Consider the following 17,529-nt stretch of genomic DNA (forward strand, 5'->3'; position numbering starts at 1 on the left):
ACAGGACAAACGCATGAAATAAATTTTATTTAAAATCTCCACTTTTTTTGATAAAATCATAAAAAGGGAGATTTTAAATTTATGAAGAATATTTATGATATGTATGATTTTTTTGAGTCACTGAAAAATATAGATGATCCAAGACAATTTAATAAAGTAAGATATCCAATAAATGAAATTGTGGGAATGGTTTTGATTGCATCTTTAGGAAATGGAAATGAGTGGACTGAAATAGAGGTATTTTGTAAATTACATGAAACACTTTTAAAAAGGTATTTTAAATTAGAAAATGGCGTTCCATCACATGATACTTTCCAAAGAGTGATGGGAATGATAGAACCTAATTTAATTCAACAGATTCAATCTACTTGGAATGAATATATATCTAAAAATGATGGTGAAAGTATAAAAAAAATACTTAACATAGATGGAAAAACTATGAGAGGAAGTAAGACTGAAGGTAAAAAACCACTACACATAGTGTCAGCCTGGTGTGATGAAGAAGGAGTTTGTTTTGGACAAAGTGCAGTGAAAGAAAAAGAAAATGAGATTTTAGCAATTCCTGAATTGTTAGATAGATTACAAATAAAAGGATATGTAGTAACAATAGATGCAATGGGAACACAAACTAAAATTGCTGAGAAAATAATAAAGAAAAAAGCTGACTACGTGTTAGCAGTAAAAGGGAACCAAGAAATACTGCATAATGATTTAATAACCTATTTTGAAGATGATGACTTTAGGGAAAAAATAATTAAAGATGGGAATTATAAAAAAACAGTTGAAAAGTCACATGGCCAAATTGAGATAAGGGAATATTATCAAACAAAGGACATTAAGTGGCTAACTAATAGGGAAAAATGGAAGAATCTTAAAAGTATAGGAATTGTAGAAAAAACTATAAAGAAGAAAGATAAAGAAAGTAAAGAAATACGTTATTATATAAGTAGTTTGGCCCCTGAAATAAACTTATTTGAAAAAGCTGTACGAGGTCATTGGGGAATAGAAATAATGCACTGGCATTTAGATGTTACATTTAAAGAGGATAGCATTAAAACAGTTGAAGAAACAGCAAATAAAAATATGAATATAATAAGAAAATGGGCATTATCTATATTAAAATTATTGGATATGGGAAAAAAGATGAGTTTAAAATTAAAAAGATTTTCAATCAATTGTAAACCTGATGAATATATAAGTAAAATTATGGAAATTTAGTTAACTCGTAATCTTACTTATGTAGTTATATATTTTCATGCGTTTGTCCTGAAAAAAATGAAGAGGGTATTGAATAATTATAATAATATATGTATAATTATTTATGTACTTAATCTAAGGAGTTAAAGTTTAATTATTTTTAGAAAAGGGGAGAAACAATGAAAAATTTTAAAAAGGCAATAATTTCGTTAGTAATGATCATTTTTACAGTTGCCTTATTCACAGGCTGTGGTAATAGCAGCAGTAATGAGACACAAAATTCTCTTGAAAAAGTGAAAAAGGCAGGGGTTTTAAAAATAGGATTGGAAGATTCTTTCCCTCCAATGGAATTTAGGGATAGTAAAAATACTCTTCAGGGATTTGATGTGGATATGGCAAGTGCCATAGGAAAAAAACTTGGAGTGAAAACTGAATTTGTAAGTACTGATTTTAGCGGTATAATTTTAGCACTGAACTCTGGTAAGTTTGATGCTATAATATCTGGAATGAGTATAACAGATGAAAGAAAAAAACAAATAGATTTTTCAGAAGCATATGTAATGGCAGGACAAATTGTGATTGTTAAAGATGAAAATACAGAAGTGAAAAGTGTTAGTGATTTAAAAGGTAAAACTGTGGGGGTGGAACTTGGAACAACAGGTGAGAAATCTGCGTCAAAGCTAAGTGGGCTAAAAGAACTAAAAAAATATGACAAGGCTACAGAAGCACTTCAAGATCTTGCGGCAGGTAGAATTGATGCTGTAATCATTGACGAACCTGTAGGAAGATATTATGTGACAAATGCATCAAAAAATGGAAAATATAAAGTGCTGAGTGAAAAGCTTACTAGTGAACCAATGGGCATAGGATTTAGAAAAGGTGATAAGGAATTAGAAGAAGCAGTACAAAAGGCAGTAAATGATTTAAAAAAAGATGGAACAATGTCTAAAATCTCAACTAAATGGTTTGGGGAAGACATATATAAATAAATATATGCAAAAGGAAGTGTATAAAAACAGTGAACGTGGGATTTATTAAAGACATATTACCTATTTTATTAAAGGGAAGTGTAATGACTATAGAACTTACAGTTATTGCTTTGATACTTGGAACAATTCTTGGAATATTTTTGGCACTTTTAAAGCTATCTAAAAATATGGTATTGAGAATTGTGTCAAGTATTTATACTTGGGTATTTAGAGGGACTCCTTTATTACTTCAATTATTTTTCTTTTACTATGGATTACCTTTTGTTGGTATAGAACTTAAGCCTTTTTCTGCAGCTATAATAGGGCTTTCTTTAAATTGTGGCGCTTATATGGCAGAGATAATAAGAGGAGGAATACAATCTATACACAAAGGGCAGTTTGAAGCAGCTAAAGCTCTAGGATTTAGCTATGGAGAAACTATGAGAAGGATAATATTACCTCAAACCTGGAAAGTTGTAATACCTCCAGTGGGAAATGAATTTATAGCTATATTAAAAGATACTTCACTGGTATCTACTATAGCAATGGTTGAACTTATGAGATCGGCCCAGCAGATATATGCCAGTAGTTTTGATCCAATATCCGTATTTTTCACAGCAGCAGTGCTGTATCTTATAATGACAACTATGTTTACAACTGTATTTGCAGCATTTGAAAAAAAATTAGCTATCTATAGTTAATAGGTAAAATATAATTGGAGGTAATTATATGGAAAATATAATCTTGAATAATTATGAAAACTTGAATAAAGAAGAATACATGATAGAAGGAATTAATTTAACTAAAAGCTTTAATAATTTAATAGTTTTTAAGGATCTAAACATAAAGGTAAAAAAAGGTGAAGTTTTAGTAGTAATAGGAGCATCAGGATCAGGTAAAAGTACTCTTTTAAGGTGTCTAAATCATCTAGAGACATTAGACAGTGGAACTGTAATTATAGAAGGAGAAAAATTAAATCCGAAAGATAAAAAAATGCTTAGAAAGATAACTACCAAAATGGGTATGGTATTTCAAAGTTTTAATCTATTTCCGCATATGACTGCCATTGAAAATGTTATGGAGGCTCCTTTGATAGTTAAAAAGGAAAAGAAATCAGTAGTGCTTGAAAGAGCCAAAAGGCTTTTGAATAAAGTTGGACTTGGAGATAAAATGGATTATTATCCATCTAAACTTTCAGGAGGACAACAGCAAAGAGTTGCTATAGCAAGGGCTCTTGCTATGAATCCAGATATAATGTTGTTTGATGAGCCTACATCAGCACTAGATCCAGAACTTGTGGGAGAAGTTTTAAATGTAATGAAGGATTTGGCAAAGGATGGGATGACTATGGTGGTTGTAAGTCATGAAATGGGATTTGCAAAAGAAGTTGCGGACAGAGTTATATTTATGGATGGAGGAAAAATAGTTGAACAGGGGTCTCCTGAAGATATATTTTCTAATCCTAAAGAGGCCAGAACAAAAGCTTTCTTAGACAAAGTTATCAAGTGATTCTTAGAAGAACTTATCTAGGGCTTAACAATGATTATCCCCAATTTTAAACAAGTTTGGGGTGATGGCAGTGATAGCCTTCGGATGAAATAATATTTAGTTGAAGAAAAATTAGTTGTTAATCTTAATTTAGCTATTGGTATAGTAGATAAAAATTTTGATATAATTTGGAGGTCTGATTTATGAAGGATAAAGTTGTGTTGGCATATTCAGGAGGGCTGGATACCTCAATTATTATTCCCTGGCTTAAGGAAAATTACGATTTAGACGTTATTGCTGCTTGTATAGATGTAGGACAAGATGATGATATGGAGGAAGTAAGAAAAAAAGCTATAAGAACAGGGGCAATTAAAGTATATATTGAAGATGTGAAGGAAGAATTTGTGAGGGATTATTTATTTAGTGCAGTAAAAGCTCATATATTGTATGAAGATGCATATTTACTTGGAACTTCTCTTGCAAGACCGCTTATGGCAAAAAGATTGGTAGAAATAGCCCATGCAGAAGGAGCTAAGTATATAGCTCATGGATGTACTGGGAAAGGTAATGATCAGGTGCGTTTTGAAGTAGGAGTAGCAAGTTTTGATCCTGAAATAGGTATAATAGCACCCTGGAGAATATGGGATATAAAATCTAGGGAAGATGCTATAGATTATGCAAACTCTAAAGGTGTAGAAGTACCTGTAACTAAAGAAAAAATATATTCAAATGATAAAAATATATGGCATGTAAGCCATGAAGGTGGAGATTTAGAGGATCCTAAAAATGAACATAAAACCAGCATGTATTTTATGACAACTCCTCCTGAAAAAGCAAAGGATGAGGTTTCTTATGTAGAGTTGTATTTTGAACAGGGCATTCCTAAAAAGTTAAATGAAAAAGAATTACCTCCTGTAGAAATGCTAAAAGCTCTTAATAAGTTAGGTGGAGAAAATGGAATTGGAATAGTAGATATGGTAGAAAATAGATTAGTTGGCATGAAATCAAGAGGGGTTTATGAAACACCAGGTGGAACAATATTATATGCTGCTCATGCTGCTCTTGAAAGATTGACTATAGATAAGAATACTGCACATTATAAACAGATAATATCTCAGAAATATGGAGAACTTGTATATGATGGGTTATGGTTCAGTCCTTTAAGGGAGGCATTGGATGCTTTTGTAGAAGTTACCCAAAAGAATGTAACGGGAAGTGTAAAGTTGAAACTTTATAAAGGAAATGTGATGACGGTTGGAATAGATGCATCACATGCCCTGTATGATCAGGATATTTCATCTTTTGGAGCAAGTGATTTGTACAGTCATAAAGATGCAGAAGGATTTATTAAATTATTTAGTCTTCCATATAAGATTAAAGCTATGATAGAAAAGGAGAAAGGAAATTAGTTATGAAGCTTTGGGGCGGAAGATTTAAAAAATCTGAAAGTAAACTTATGGAGGATTTTAATAGTTCTCTAAGTTTTGATAGACAACTTTATAGGGAAGATATAGAAGGAAGCATGGTTCATGTTAGAATGCTTGCTAAATGTAATATTTTATCTAATGAAGAAAGTAAAGTTATATTGAGTGGATTAGAGTCTATATTAAAAGATATAGAAGAAGATAGACTTAAAGTAGAAGGAGATTATGAAGATATACATAGCTTTGTGGAGATTAATTTAATAGAGAGGATAGGACAAGTAGCAAAAAAATTACATACCGCTAGAAGTAGAAATGATCAAGTAGCATTAGATTTTAGATTATATACTAAGAGAAAGGCTCTGGAAGTAGTTGAAAATATAGAGTATCTTCAGGATGTGATAAAAAATCTTGGTGATAAAAATAGTGTAATAATGCCGGGATATACTCATCTACAGAGGGCCCAGGTAGTAACTTTTAAACATCACATAATGGCATATTACCATATGCTTAAAAGAGATAGGCAAAGAATATTAAATGCTGTTGACATTATGGATGAGAGTCCTTTAGGGTGCTGTGCTCTAGCGGGAACCACTTATAACATAGATAGGAATTTTACTGCTAAGGAATTGGGATTTAAAAAACCTGTAGATAATTTTTTGGATGGCGTAAGTGACAGAGATTATGTTATAGAATTAATATCAGATTTTTCTATAATAATGATGCATTTAAGCCGTTTAAGTGAAGAACTTATATTATGGAGCAGTAAAGAATTTGATTTTATACAAATAGATGATGAATTTTCCACAGGAAGCAGCATAATGCCTCAGAAGAAGAATCCTGATGCTGCAGAACTTATAAGAGGCAAAACTGGGAGAGTATATGGGTCACTCATATCACTGCTAACTACTATGAAAGGTATTCCTCTTGCCTATAATAAAGATATGCAGGAAGATAAGGAACAGCTTTTTAACTCCTTAGATACTGTATTAAGCTGCCTTAAAATTATGAGTGGCATGCTCTCCACATTAAAAGTCAATGAAAGAAATACCTTTAATGCAGTTAAAAGAGGTTTTTTAAATGCCACAGAAGCAGCAGATTATTTAGTTAATAAAGGTATGGCCTTTAGGGATGCACATAAGGTAATTGGTGAAATTGTGCTGTATTGTGAAGATAAAAATAAAGCTATAGAAGATATTTCTTTAGATGAGTTAAAAAAATTCAGTTCTCTTTTTTCAGAGGATGTATATAATTTTATAGATTATAAAAATACATTAAATAGAGGAATTAAAAAGAATTTAAAGTAATAGATACCCTAAAAAGTGGAAAACTTGATTAAAAAGTTTTCCACTTTTTAGGGTAAATAATTGGTTTAACAATTATTTAACTTCACCCGCATCTCTTGAATCTCCGGCAATTCTTTCTTTTCCGAAAAATGAAAGAGCATATAATCCTCCGAGGCCTACAATGGCGTATAATACTCGAGTGAATGTAGACATTGTTCCAAATAGTGCTGCTATAAGATCAAATCTAAAAAATCCAATTAGTCCCCAATTTAGAGCACCTATTACAACTAATATTAATGCAATAATATCTAGTGTTTTCATAACTTACATCTCCTTTTTATTTTATATAAATATATTGTGCCCATATTTATTATTTCCATATTCTTAAAATTTATAAGCTAAAAATAAAAAGAAGATAAAAAACTAATGTCCGCTGTCTAAGATATCTATATTTAAACTTCTATCTACAGGTTGAAAAAGAGATATGATAGTATCTGTTCTCTGTACTCCATCTACAGATTGTATTTTATTCATAAGCAAATTTTGTAAATCAGTTATATTTTTACAAATTACTTTTATAAATATTGAATATTCTCCAGTAGTGTAATGGATCTCCACAATTTCTTTTATGTTCTCTAATTGTTCCAGGGTCTCTTTAAAAGATTTAGCTTTATCAAGGTATATGCCGATAAAACCACATACATCGTATCCTATTTTGGAGTTGTCAATTATAAGTTTAGTACCTTTTATTATGTGCATATCTTGCATCTTTTTCATTCTAACATGTATGGTTCCACCACTTACGTGACATTTTCTAGCTATTTCTAGAAAAGGAGTTCTTGAGTCCTTTAAAAGAATATCAAGAATTTGAAGGTCTAAATCATCTAATCCATTAATTTTTAAGCTCAATTTACATTTCCTCCTTTTTAAAATCTATTAAAATCAATTTAGTTTTTTAATAAAATTTAAATTAATATAATTTGCTATAGTTTAAATAGATAGCAATCCTATAATAACATTATATCAGAAACTTTATCAAATTAATAATTTGAAACGTTATCATTAACACATAATTTTTAATTACTCAATTAAAGATGGAGCTGACTGATAAATAAATAAATTTCAATAATACTAATTAATAATATTGTAATTTATGCAAAAAAGTATTATTATATTGTTAAAGAAATAAAAAGCAAAGGGGTGTAGCAGCGCTCATCCCTCACTTTGAAGAAGCTGGGTTAGTTAATTGCAGCCTTCGGATAAAACTATTAAGAATATTGAGGGAGGTTTTTATATATGAAAACATATGTATTAAAAGATGAGAGGGAAAGGGAATTAAAACTTTTAGATGAAGCAATTGGAAAAATTAAAAGAGAAAAATTACCTAGTATACTTAAGATACAGCAAGCAATTTTAAGATCAGTAGATGATTATATGTATAAAAATGGAGTAGTGAGACTTTTACCTAACATGATATCTCCTATAACAGATCCGCTTTGCCACAGCGTAGAAGAATGTGATTTTACTTATGGAGGTCAAAAATTCAATGTTACAAAGTCCATGATATTCCATAAACAGCTGGCCTTGTCAAGTCCATATTTACAAAAGATATACATTGTATCTCCTAATGTAAGGTTAGAACTTCCAGAAAGAGGAGATACCAGACATTTATTTGAATTTACTCAAATAGATTTTGAATTTAAGGATGCAACTATGGATACCATATTTGAATTTATGGAAGGATTAATAGAACAAGCATTTTCCTATATAAAAGAAGAGTGCAAAGAGGAGTTTAGAAAATTAGAAATAGGAACTTCTCATTTAGATATATCGGGACCTTTTGAAAGACACACTACTCAAGAGTTAGAGGCTAAATATGGAAAAGATTTTGAAGCTCTTGCTTCAAAAGAAGCAACTAAACCTTTCTGGCTCATAAACCACAAGAGAGAGTTTTATGATGCTGAAGATTTAGAAAATATGGGAACTTATAAAAACTATGATTTAATATGGCCTATGGGTTATGTAGAAGGATTAAGCGGTGGAGAAAGGGAATATGAATATGACAGAATTATTACAAGAATGAGAGAAGTAGGCATGGATGAAGAGGCTATGGAAGATTATATTAAACTGGCCAAAAGAGGAGAAATTCCCAAAACAGCTGGAGCTGGATTTGGAGTTGAAAGAATGACCAGGTTTGTTTGTCAACAGGATGATATTGATGAAGTTACTGTATTTAGTAGAAAACCAGGAAAAGGTAAATATATATTTTAAAAAAAGGCTGATTTAGGACAGCCTTTTTTTAATATATAAAAAGCTCTCTATTATTTATTTTTCTACGTTTAAAGTATATAATAATATAAAGATAGATAAATTAAAGGAGGAAATGAAATGCCTTCATGGTTGAATATAGCATTACAAGTACTGTTTATGACAGTATTGGTGATAATTTTTTATAGGCTATTAAAATCCCATATACTATATAGATTTCACCCTAATAAATGGCTGATTCTTATATTATCTATATGTGCCTTTTTTTTGCCACCTGTAATTTCAGCTTATTTTAAATACAATCTAAGTGGTACTATATGGCAATATATTTCTTCTGCCCTGTTTTTAATCTTATTTTTATGGTTTGTAGATTTAAAGAATGGGGGTATATATACTGACAGAAGAAAATCTTCCAAGAGTAAAGACATAAGAATAAGGCCTAAAGCTAAGCCTAATAGAGTGAATAAGAAAAAATAAGAAATCAAGGTGTAAATATAATACTTTTATATCAAGATTAAATTGATTGTAATTTAGTTAGGTATAATTTACTTTAATAAAATACTAATTTTTAAGGGAGTGCGGGTTTATGATAAGAAAGTTTAAATACTATATTCCAGAATTGGATGAAAGCTGTTTTATAGCAGATAATGCAGAGGTTATAGGAAAAGTTAAACTTTGTGAGGATGTGAGTATATGGTTTGGAGCTGTACTTAGGGGAGATCTAAATCACATATATGTGGGAAAAGGGAGTAATGTACAAGATAATTGTACTATACATACAAGTCTAGAGGAGAATCCTACGGAGATAGGAGAATATGTTACTATAGGACATAATGCTATAATACATGGAGGAAAAGTTGGAGATTATTCTTTAATAGGAATGGGTTCTATAATTTTAGATAATGCGGAAATTGGGACAGAGACTATTATAGGAGCAGGAAGTCTTGTAACTAAAAATAAAAAAATACCTTCTGGGGTATTATGTATGGGTTCTCCGGCAAAAGTTATAAGGAAACTTACTACTGAGGAAAAAAAGTTTCTAAGACATTCGGCAGAGGAATACATTAGACAATCTAGAAGTTATAAGCAATATGTAATAATATAAATCTTATATAATAACTGAAATATATAATACAAATAATTTTAAATATGATTTAGTCACCTATTTTATTAGAAAAGTATAGATATATATTAACATAAATAATTAGGAGATTAAATATGCCCATTTTTAAATTAGGATCTAGAGGCACTGAAGTTATGCACATACAGGCAACTCTAAAAAAAATAGGATATAATCCTGGAGCAATAGATGGAATATATGGTACAGATACTAAAGCAGCAGTAGAAATTTTTCAGAGAAATCATGGCTTAACTGTAGATGGAATAATAGGATCTGCTACTTATAGAATTTTGAGAAGTTTTATGTTAGGGTATGATATATATACTATTAGAACAGGAGATACTCTATACAACATAGCTAAAAAATATGGAACTGATGTGTATGACATAATAGTAGCAAATCCAGGAATAGAACCTTTTGGATTAATTCCTGGAGTGAAAGTCAAGGTACCTTATAATATAGATGTAGTAGATACAAATATAGATTATACCTATGATATATTGGAAACGGATCTTATGGGACTAGAAGCTAGATATCCCTTTATAACTGTTGGCAGTATAGGTGAAAGTGTACTTGGAAAGCAGCTTTACTATGTGAGGCTTGGTGTAGGAACTAATGAAGTATCATATAATGGAGTTCATCATTCACTGGAATGGATAACGGCTCCACTTTTGATGAAATTTATAGAAAATTTTGCTAGAGCCTATAGCCGGGGAGAAAATATAAGAGGATATAATATAGGGGATATATGGAGAAATAGTAGTATATATATAGTTCCCATGGTAAACCCTGATGGAGTAGAACTTGTTTTAAATGGATTAAGTAGAAATAATCCTTTCTACTATGACTTGAAGAGGTGGAACAATAACAGTGAAGATTTCTCTAAAGATTGGCAAGCCAATAATAGAGGGGTAGATATTAATCATAATTATGACGCAGGATGGCAACTTTCAAAAGAAGCAGAAGCTTCTTATGGGGTATATGGACCTGGACCTACCAGGTATTCAGGACCTTATCCTGTATCAGAACCTGAAACAAAGGCTATGGTGGGGTTTACAAATAATCATAATTTTAGGTTGGTGTTAGCTTATCACAGTCAGGGTGAAGTTATTTATTGGCAGTATGATGAAGTAACTCCTTCAGAGTCAAGAAGGATAGGAGAATTGTTTGCTAAGGCCAGTGGTTATTCTTTAGCGGAAACTACTGGAATAGCATCTTATGCTGGATATAAAGATTGGTTTATACAAGATCACAAAAGACCTGGGTTTACTATAGAAGTAGGCAAAGGGAAAAACCCTCTTCCTATAAGTCAATTTGACAAAATATATGATGATAATGAGGAAATACTTCTATTGGCATCTGTAATATGATATATTCCACCTTTTAGGGTGGAATATATCATATTAAAAATACATAGGATTTAAATACAACTATCAAAAAATTTTATTTGTATATATCTACTAAAAGGCCACTTATATCATCAATAGTAGCAGCTACACTTAAATTTTCTTTCTGTTCACTCATTAATAATGAGGTAAGTTCTTCTAGCTTTCTATCTATGGTATCTACAGTTATAAAATATTGTGTTTGCCAAAAGCTTATATCTTTTTTTACATTATACATATACTTTAACACTGATTCTAAATATTCTTGTATCATTTTTTTATAGATTTTAACGTCTGCATAACATTTTGTTATAGATAATCTATTTCCTTTTTTCTTAATATTGTCAAACATATTTTTTAGTTCTTGTTCAGATTTTTTTCCCATCTGGGAATTAAAACTTTGAGAAAAATCCTTTTTTATTGTCATACTTTTATTTTTAGAAGAAGGAGCAGAAGATCTACCAATTCTAGAAATTTCCATAATTTACCTCCACACTTTTATTAAAATACACTTATAAATTATTATATATAATATTTCCGTAAAAACATAGTGAAATTATATTAAAAATAAAGTTAGGATGTAATAATTATTTAAAATAAGTATAAGATTATACTAAATTCAAAAAATACAACAAAGGGTAGGTGATTTTATGTGGTTTAAAAAAAGCAGCAAAGAGGTAACAGAGGAATTGAATACAGATTCTATAAATGGTATTACCAGTGAAGAAGCAAAGATCAGAATAGAAAAATATGGACAAAACAAATTGGCAGAGAAAAAGAAAAAGTCAATTTTAGTGCTTTTATTTGAACAGATAAATGATGTTCTTATATATATACTTCTGGCTGCAGCAGTGGTTTCTGCATTACTTAATGAAATAAGTGATGCAATTATAATAGGGATTGTAATTGTATTAAATGCAGTTATAGGCTTGATACAGGAAGCGAAGGCAGAAAAGGCACTGGAATCTTTGAAGAAACTTTCCGTACCCAAGGCACTGGTAAAAAGAGATGGAAAAGTTATAGAAATTTCTTCTGAAGATGTAGTCATTGGAGATATAGTGATTTTAGATGCGGGTAAATATGTTCCCTGTGATTTAAGATTAATAGAAAGTGCAAATTTAAAAATAGAAGAATCAGCTTTAACGGGAGAATCTGTGCCTTCAGAAAAATATGCAGAGGGTATTTTAGAAGAAGATGATGTAGCCCTTGGAGATCAAAGAAATATGGCTTTTATGTCTACGTTAGTTACTTATGGAAGAGGTGTAGGGGTGGCTGTAGCTACAGGCATGAATACGGAAATAGGGAAAATAGCAAAAATGCTTCATGAAGATAGTAAAAATTTAACTCCACTTCAAAAAAAATTGGCTCAGCTCGGAAAAATGTTAGGTTTTGTAGTACTTATAATTTGTATTCTTATGTTTGCAGTAGCTGTGATTCAAAAGAGAGATTTATTTGAAATGTTTCTAACGGCCATAAGTCTAGCGGTAGCTGCCATTCCAGAAGGCCTTCCAGCTATGGTTACTATAGTACTTGCAGTGGGAGTACAGAGAATGATAAGAAAGAATGCCATAGTGAGAAAGCTTCCGGCTATAGAGACATTAGGTTCTGTAAATATAATATGTTCTGATAAGACTGGAACCCTAACTCAAAATAAGATGACTGTTACAAAGTTTTATGCAGATGATACATTAGACAGTATTCTAAAGTTAGATGAAAATAATTTTATACATAAGAGACTTATAGAGAATATGGTACTTTGTAATGATGCCACTTATTCTGAAAATTCACAAACAGGAGATCCTACAGAAATTGCACTTTTAGAACTTGGTTTTAAGTTTAATATATTTAAAGATAGTGAAAGTAAATCCCATACTAGGGTAAATGAAATACCTTTTGATTCTGATAGGAAGCTTATGACCACTTTAAATGAATATGGGGATAAGTATCATGTGATTACAAAAGGTGCGGTAGATAACTTAATAAAAATCTGCAGTTATATGTATTTGGGAGGTCATGTAGTAGATTTCACAGAAGAATTAAAATCTAAAGTGATTTCAGCTTCTGATTCAATGTCAAAAGATGCTCTTAGAGTACTTGCAACTGCCGTTAAGACGGAGAATTCATCAGATATTAAAATTGATTCCATGGAAAATGAATTGATCTTTGTAGGACTTGTGGGAATGATAGATCCTCCTAGAGAAAATGTAAAGAAATCTATAGAAGAATGTAAAAACTCTGGTATAATAACTGTTATGATTACAGGAGACCATAAAAATACTGCCTATGCCATAGCAAAAGAGCTGGGTATAGCAGAGGATAGTTCTCAGGTAATACTGGGAGCTGAATTTGATAGAATGTCAGAAGATGAAGTCGTAAATAAAATTGATGATTTAAGAGTCTTTGCAAGAGTGTCTCCAGAGCACAAGGTAAGAATAGTTAAAGCTTTAAAACAAAAAGGGAATATAGTATCTATGACTGGAGATGGTGTAAATGATGCACCTTCTTTGAAAGCAGCTGATATAGGAGTAGCTATGGGTATTACTGGAACAGATGTGGCAAAGGGTGCTTCTGATATGATACTTACGGATGACAATTTTTCAACTATTGTGGAAGCTGTAAAGGAAGGAAGGAATATATACAATAACATAAGAAAATCTATAACATTTCTTCTTTCTTGTAATATAGGGGAGCTAATAGCCTTATTTATAGGAATAGTGTTAGGGTGGCCTGCAATTTTAAGACCTATTCATCTGCTTTGGGTAAATCTTATAACAGATAGTTTGCCTGCTTTGGCATTAGGAGTAGATCCAGATGATCCTGATATAATGAAAGAAAAACCTAGAAATCAAAAAGAAGGATTATTTTCAGGAAGAAGTGGTGTATTTTTAATAGGAAATGGTATTTTAATAGGTATACTTACCTTGTCTGCCTTTTATATAGGTATTAAGGTATATCCAAATTCTGTTATGCATGCACAAACTATGTCTTTTGCAGTACTTAGCATATCTCAACTCTTGTATACTTTAAGTATCAGACATAATAAAAAGTCTATATTTGAAATTGGAATTTTTACCAATAAATATTTAATAGGGGCTATAATTTTAGGTATAATACTTCAGAATATAGTTATCACGGTACCTTTCTTAGCTTCAGTATTTAAGGTATTTACTCTTACACCAAATGACTGGATGTTTGTTATTCTCCTGTCACTTATACCTCTTATTATAAATGAGATTGCAAAAATAATTTATAATAAAGTAGAGCGAAAGTAATAATCTATTTCTAAGCTTTAAGAGTATTTAAATTCTTAAAGCTTAGAACTTCAAAAAATTTTTTAAAGATTTTTAAGTTTTGTGCCTTTCTCATCCTGTGTTATTAAGTTTCTTTTCATAAGTCCGCCTAAGGCATTTTTAAAGTAATTTTTACTTTCATGAAAAACACGTTTTATATCTTCAGGAGAGCTCTTGTCATTATAAGGCATAAATCCATTGTGATTTTTCAGATAATTTAAAATAGATTCTTCCAGGGATATTCTTTCATATTTGGGCGTTTTTCTTGGAGTAAGACCTAGTTTACCATCTTCATATATGTTCTTTATCCTAAGCTTTAGTTCATCACCGGGATAAAGATTTATGTAATATTCATTTTTTAGTATTACACCCCTATAAAGATTATCCACAGCTGTCATGGCACTGCCGTTAGTTTGAAATCCATAGACTATGCCAGTTACTTCAGAACCTATAATATATTTTTGTTCTATTTGTTCTGGTTTAGTATCAGTTATTGTAAAGAGATATTTATCTATATCTGTGGTAGCTGCTATTCTGTTGGTTTTATCTAAATATATGTAAAAAAGATAATACTTTTCAGGAAGCAGTGGGTATTTTTGCTCTGAAAGGGGTACAAGAACATCTCTTTCCAGTCCTATGTCTATAAAACTTCCAAAACTTGTATTTGATACTACTTTTAAATAAGCAAGGTTTTCTACTGTAGCTTTAGGAGCCTTTAAAGTGGCTATCAGTCTGTCCTTTGAATCTTTGTATATAAAAGCATTTACTTCATCTCCCACAGAGAGAAGATCTTCTTCATCATTACTTTTTGGAAGAAGTATATCATCTTTAGTTTTACCGGTTTGTGCATCCAGATAATATCCGAAAGATGCTTTCCTAACTATTTTTAGAGTATTAAATTTTCCTATAAAAATCAATTAATTTTCACTTCCTTTATATTTCCTAAATTTCATCCACAGCTTATTATATACTATTATTATTATTTATGTCAGCCAATTTTATAAAACTTATTTTAATATAATAAAATAACTTTTGAAATTGATAGTACATTTTTAAAATATATAATTTAGAGAAGGAAATTCATATACCTGAAGAACAAATATTTTGTATCTATACTTATAATACATATAAGTATATAATAAGATTAGACTATTACCAAGGAGGAAGAAATATGTCATCAATGGATTTTATAAGGATAGCAGCAGCATGCCCCTTAACAAATGTAGCAGATATAGAATTTAATTTAAATAATATAAAGATATGTATAGATAAGGCTTTAGCAGAAAAATCAAAACTTGTGGTATTTCCAGAGCTTTCCATGACATCCTATACCTGTGCAGATCTTTTTGAACAGCAATTGCTCCTGGAAAAATCCACAGAGGCTTTAAAAAAGCTTTGTGATTATTCCAAGGATAAAGATATACTTATAGCAGTAGGAGCACCTCTTGTATTTAATTATTGCTTATACAATTGTGCTTATATAATATTTGATGGGGAAATTTTGGGCATTGTTCCTAAAAGCTATATTCCAAACTATGAAGAGTTTTATGAAAAAAGGTGGTTTACAGAAGGACTGCATATTATAGATGAGAGGGTGGATTTGTATTTTCAAAAGGACATACCTTTTGGAGTAAATCTAATATTTGTCTGTGAAAAATTTAAATTTGCTTTTGAAATATGTGAGGATTTGTGGGCCGTAATACCTCCAAGCAGTTATTTAACCCTTATGGGTGCAAATATCATAGGAAATCTTTCAGCATCCAATGAAATTGTAAGTAAATCTTTTTATAGAAGAAATTTAGTATCCTCTCAAAGTGCCAGGTGTATGTGTTCCTACATGTATGTTTCATCTGGAGTATTTGAATCCTCTACAGATTTAGTATTTAGTGGAGATCTGTGTATTTGTGAAAACGGTACAGTATTAAAAGCCAACCAGAGATTTAACAGGAAAAATGAAGTTATCACTTCAATTGTAGATTTGGGTAGATTGAATAACCAAAGGCTGAAAAATGTGAGCTTTAGGGATAATATAAAAAAACTTTCACAGAAGTCTGTAAACGTAGAATTTCAGTTTAAAACTCTAGATTATGGAGAATTTGATAGAAGTGTTGATAAACATCCTTTTGTGCCATCAAGTGGAGATGAGAGAGAAATAAGATGTAGAGAGATATTTAACATACAGACTTCTGCCCTGGCAAAAAGAGTAAGCCATACTAATTTGAAAAAAGCGGTTATAGGTATATCTGGAGGACTTGATTCCACTTTAGCATTGTTAGTTACAGTGAAAACCTTTGACATTCTTAAAATTTCAAGGAAAAATATAATAGCTATAACTATGCCGGGGTTTGGAACTACAGACAGGACTTATAATAATGCAGTGAGTTTATGTAAAAATTTAGGTGCGGAACTTAGAGAAATAAATATAGTGGCTTCCTGTCTCCAACATTTTAAAGATATATCCCATGACAGGGATATACATGATGTAACTTATGAGAATGTTCAGGCAAGAGAAAGAACCCAAATTATAATGGATATAGCCAACAAAGAAGGTGGCTTAGTAATTGGTACAGGAGATCTATCGGAACTGGCTCTTGGATGGTGTACTTATAATGGAGATCATATGTCTATGTATGGGGTAAATTGTTCTGTGCCTAAAACTCTTGTAAGATATCTGGTTAGATATGCAGCAGATAGGGAAGTTTCAAAAAATATAGCAGATATTTTAATAGATATATTAAATACTCCTGTAAGTCCAGAACTACTTCCTAAAGGAAAAGACGGTGAAATATGTCAAAAAACTGAAGATATAGTGGGACCTTATGAACTTCATGATTTCTTCTTGTATTATTTTGTAAGACATAATTATTCCCACAAAAAAATATTGTTTTTAGCAAAACATGCATTTAAAGAGGATTATGATAGTAGTGTTATTGAAAAGTGGCTTAATATATTTATAAAGAGATTTTTTACCCAGCAGTTTAAGCGTTCTGCCATTCCAGATGGTCCTAAGGTGGGTACTGTAAGTTTATCTCCAAGAGGGGATTGGAGAATGCCTTCAGATGCCAGCTTTAATTTGTGGATTGAATCAAGTGATTCTTAGATTAAG

Annotated in this window: 16 protein-coding genes; 12 read left to right on the top strand and 4 right to left on the bottom strand. The window is 30.9% G+C overall.

Features of this window, described 5'->3' with window-relative positions; translation table 11 throughout:
• The first annotated feature begins 81 nt into the window (after window positions 1–81).
• From AB3K27_RS05275 to argH, 6 genes are all read left to right on the top strand, one after another.
• Window positions 82–1,218 (top strand): ISAs1 family transposase, encoded by a 1,137-nt coding sequence (locus AB3K27_RS05275; RefSeq protein WP_368488402.1) that lies wholly within the window; start codon window positions 82–84, stop codon window positions 1,216–1,218.
• A 158-nt stretch (window positions 1,219–1,376) separates the two neighbouring features.
• Window positions 1,377–2,186: an ABC transporter substrate-binding protein gene (locus tag AB3K27_RS05280; RefSeq protein ID WP_368490189.1), complete on the top strand. Its 810-nt coding sequence runs from the start codon at window positions 1,377–1,379 to the stop codon at window positions 2,184–2,186.
• A 29-nt stretch (window positions 2,187–2,215) separates the two neighbouring features.
• The gene (ehuC, locus tag AB3K27_RS05285; protein ID WP_368490190.1) at window positions 2,216–2,866 is read left to right on the top strand and encodes an ectoine/hydroxyectoine ABC transporter permease subunit EhuC; all 651 of its coding nucleotides are present in this window, start codon (window positions 2,216–2,218) and stop codon (window positions 2,864–2,866) included.
• A gap of 28 nt (window positions 2,867–2,894) precedes the next feature.
• Window positions 2,895–3,674, top strand: a complete 780-nt coding sequence (locus AB3K27_RS05290; RefSeq protein ID WP_368490191.1) for an amino acid ABC transporter ATP-binding protein — start codon at window positions 2,895–2,897, stop codon at window positions 3,672–3,674.
• Between the two features lie 182 nt (window positions 3,675–3,856).
• A complete protein-coding gene (locus tag AB3K27_RS05295) occupies window positions 3,857–5,062 on the top strand; it encodes an argininosuccinate synthase (protein WP_368490193.1) in 1,206 nt (401 codons plus the stop codon).
• A 2-nt stretch (window positions 5,063–5,064) separates the two neighbouring features.
• Window positions 5,065–6,381, top strand: a complete 1,317-nt coding sequence (gene argH, locus AB3K27_RS05300; RefSeq protein WP_368490195.1) for an argininosuccinate lyase — start codon at window positions 5,065–5,067, stop codon at window positions 6,379–6,381.
• Window positions 6,382–6,453: 72 nt separating this feature from the next.
• On the opposite strand, the gene AB3K27_RS05305 is transcribed toward argH, so the two are convergent.
• Both AB3K27_RS05305 and AB3K27_RS05310 read right to left on the bottom strand, forming a co-directional pair.
• A complete protein-coding gene (locus tag AB3K27_RS05305) occupies window positions 6,454–6,681 on the bottom strand; it encodes a DUF378 domain-containing protein (protein WP_368490197.1) in 228 nt (75 codons plus the stop codon).
• 102 nt (window positions 6,682–6,783) lie between these two features.
• A complete protein-coding gene (locus AB3K27_RS05310) occupies window positions 6,784–7,269 on the bottom strand; it encodes an Lrp/AsnC ligand binding domain-containing protein (protein ID WP_368490199.1) in 486 nt (161 codons plus the stop codon).
• A gap of 387 nt (window positions 7,270–7,656) precedes the next feature.
• Here AB3K27_RS05310 and AB3K27_RS05315 point away from each other — a divergent pair, with 387 nt between their 5' ends.
• From AB3K27_RS05315 to AB3K27_RS05330, 4 genes are all read left to right on the top strand, one after another.
• Window positions 7,657–8,631, top strand: coding sequence for an asparagine synthetase A (locus AB3K27_RS05315; protein WP_368490200.1), 975 nt, complete (start codon window positions 7,657–7,659; stop codon window positions 8,629–8,631).
• Window positions 8,632–8,748: 117 nt separating this feature from the next.
• The gene (locus AB3K27_RS05320; RefSeq protein ID WP_368490201.1) at window positions 8,749–9,105 is read left to right on the top strand and encodes a hypothetical protein; all 357 of its coding nucleotides are present in this window, start codon (window positions 8,749–8,751) and stop codon (window positions 9,103–9,105) included.
• Between the two features lie 109 nt (window positions 9,106–9,214).
• A complete protein-coding gene (locus AB3K27_RS05325) occupies window positions 9,215–9,733 on the top strand; it encodes a gamma carbonic anhydrase family protein (protein ID WP_368490202.1) in 519 nt (172 codons plus the stop codon).
• Window positions 9,734–9,846: 113 nt separating this feature from the next.
• The gene (locus AB3K27_RS05330; protein ID WP_368490203.1) at window positions 9,847–11,118 is read left to right on the top strand and encodes a M14 family metallopeptidase; all 1,272 of its coding nucleotides are present in this window, start codon (window positions 9,847–9,849) and stop codon (window positions 11,116–11,118) included.
• A 73-nt stretch (window positions 11,119–11,191) separates the two neighbouring features.
• On the opposite strand, the gene AB3K27_RS05335 is transcribed toward AB3K27_RS05330, so the two are convergent.
• Entirely contained in the window at window positions 11,192–11,614 is a 423-nt protein-coding gene (locus tag AB3K27_RS05335) for a YaaR family protein (protein WP_368490204.1), read from the bottom strand.
• Between the two features lie 169 nt (window positions 11,615–11,783).
• Between AB3K27_RS05335 and AB3K27_RS05340 the strand changes: the two genes are divergently transcribed.
• A complete protein-coding gene (locus AB3K27_RS05340) occupies window positions 11,784–14,405 on the top strand; it encodes a calcium-translocating P-type ATPase, PMCA-type (RefSeq protein ID WP_368490205.1) in 2,622 nt (873 codons plus the stop codon).
• A gap of 62 nt (window positions 14,406–14,467) precedes the next feature.
• On the opposite strand, the gene AB3K27_RS05345 is transcribed toward AB3K27_RS05340, so the two are convergent.
• Window positions 14,468–15,340 (bottom strand): S1 RNA-binding domain-containing protein, encoded by an 873-nt coding sequence (locus AB3K27_RS05345; RefSeq protein WP_368490206.1) that lies wholly within the window; start codon window positions 15,338–15,340, stop codon window positions 14,468–14,470.
• Window positions 15,341–15,594: 254 nt separating this feature from the next.
• Between AB3K27_RS05345 and AB3K27_RS05350 the strand changes: the two genes are divergently transcribed.
• Window positions 15,595–17,523, top strand: coding sequence for an NAD(+) synthase (locus AB3K27_RS05350; RefSeq protein WP_368490207.1), 1,929 nt, complete (start codon window positions 15,595–15,597; stop codon window positions 17,521–17,523).
• Window positions 17,524–17,529 lie beyond the last annotated feature (6 nt).

The sequence above is a fragment of the Clostridium sp. BJN0013 genome (assembly GCF_040939125.1).
GTDB lineage: Bacteria > Bacillota > Clostridia > Clostridiales > Clostridiaceae > Clostridium_B.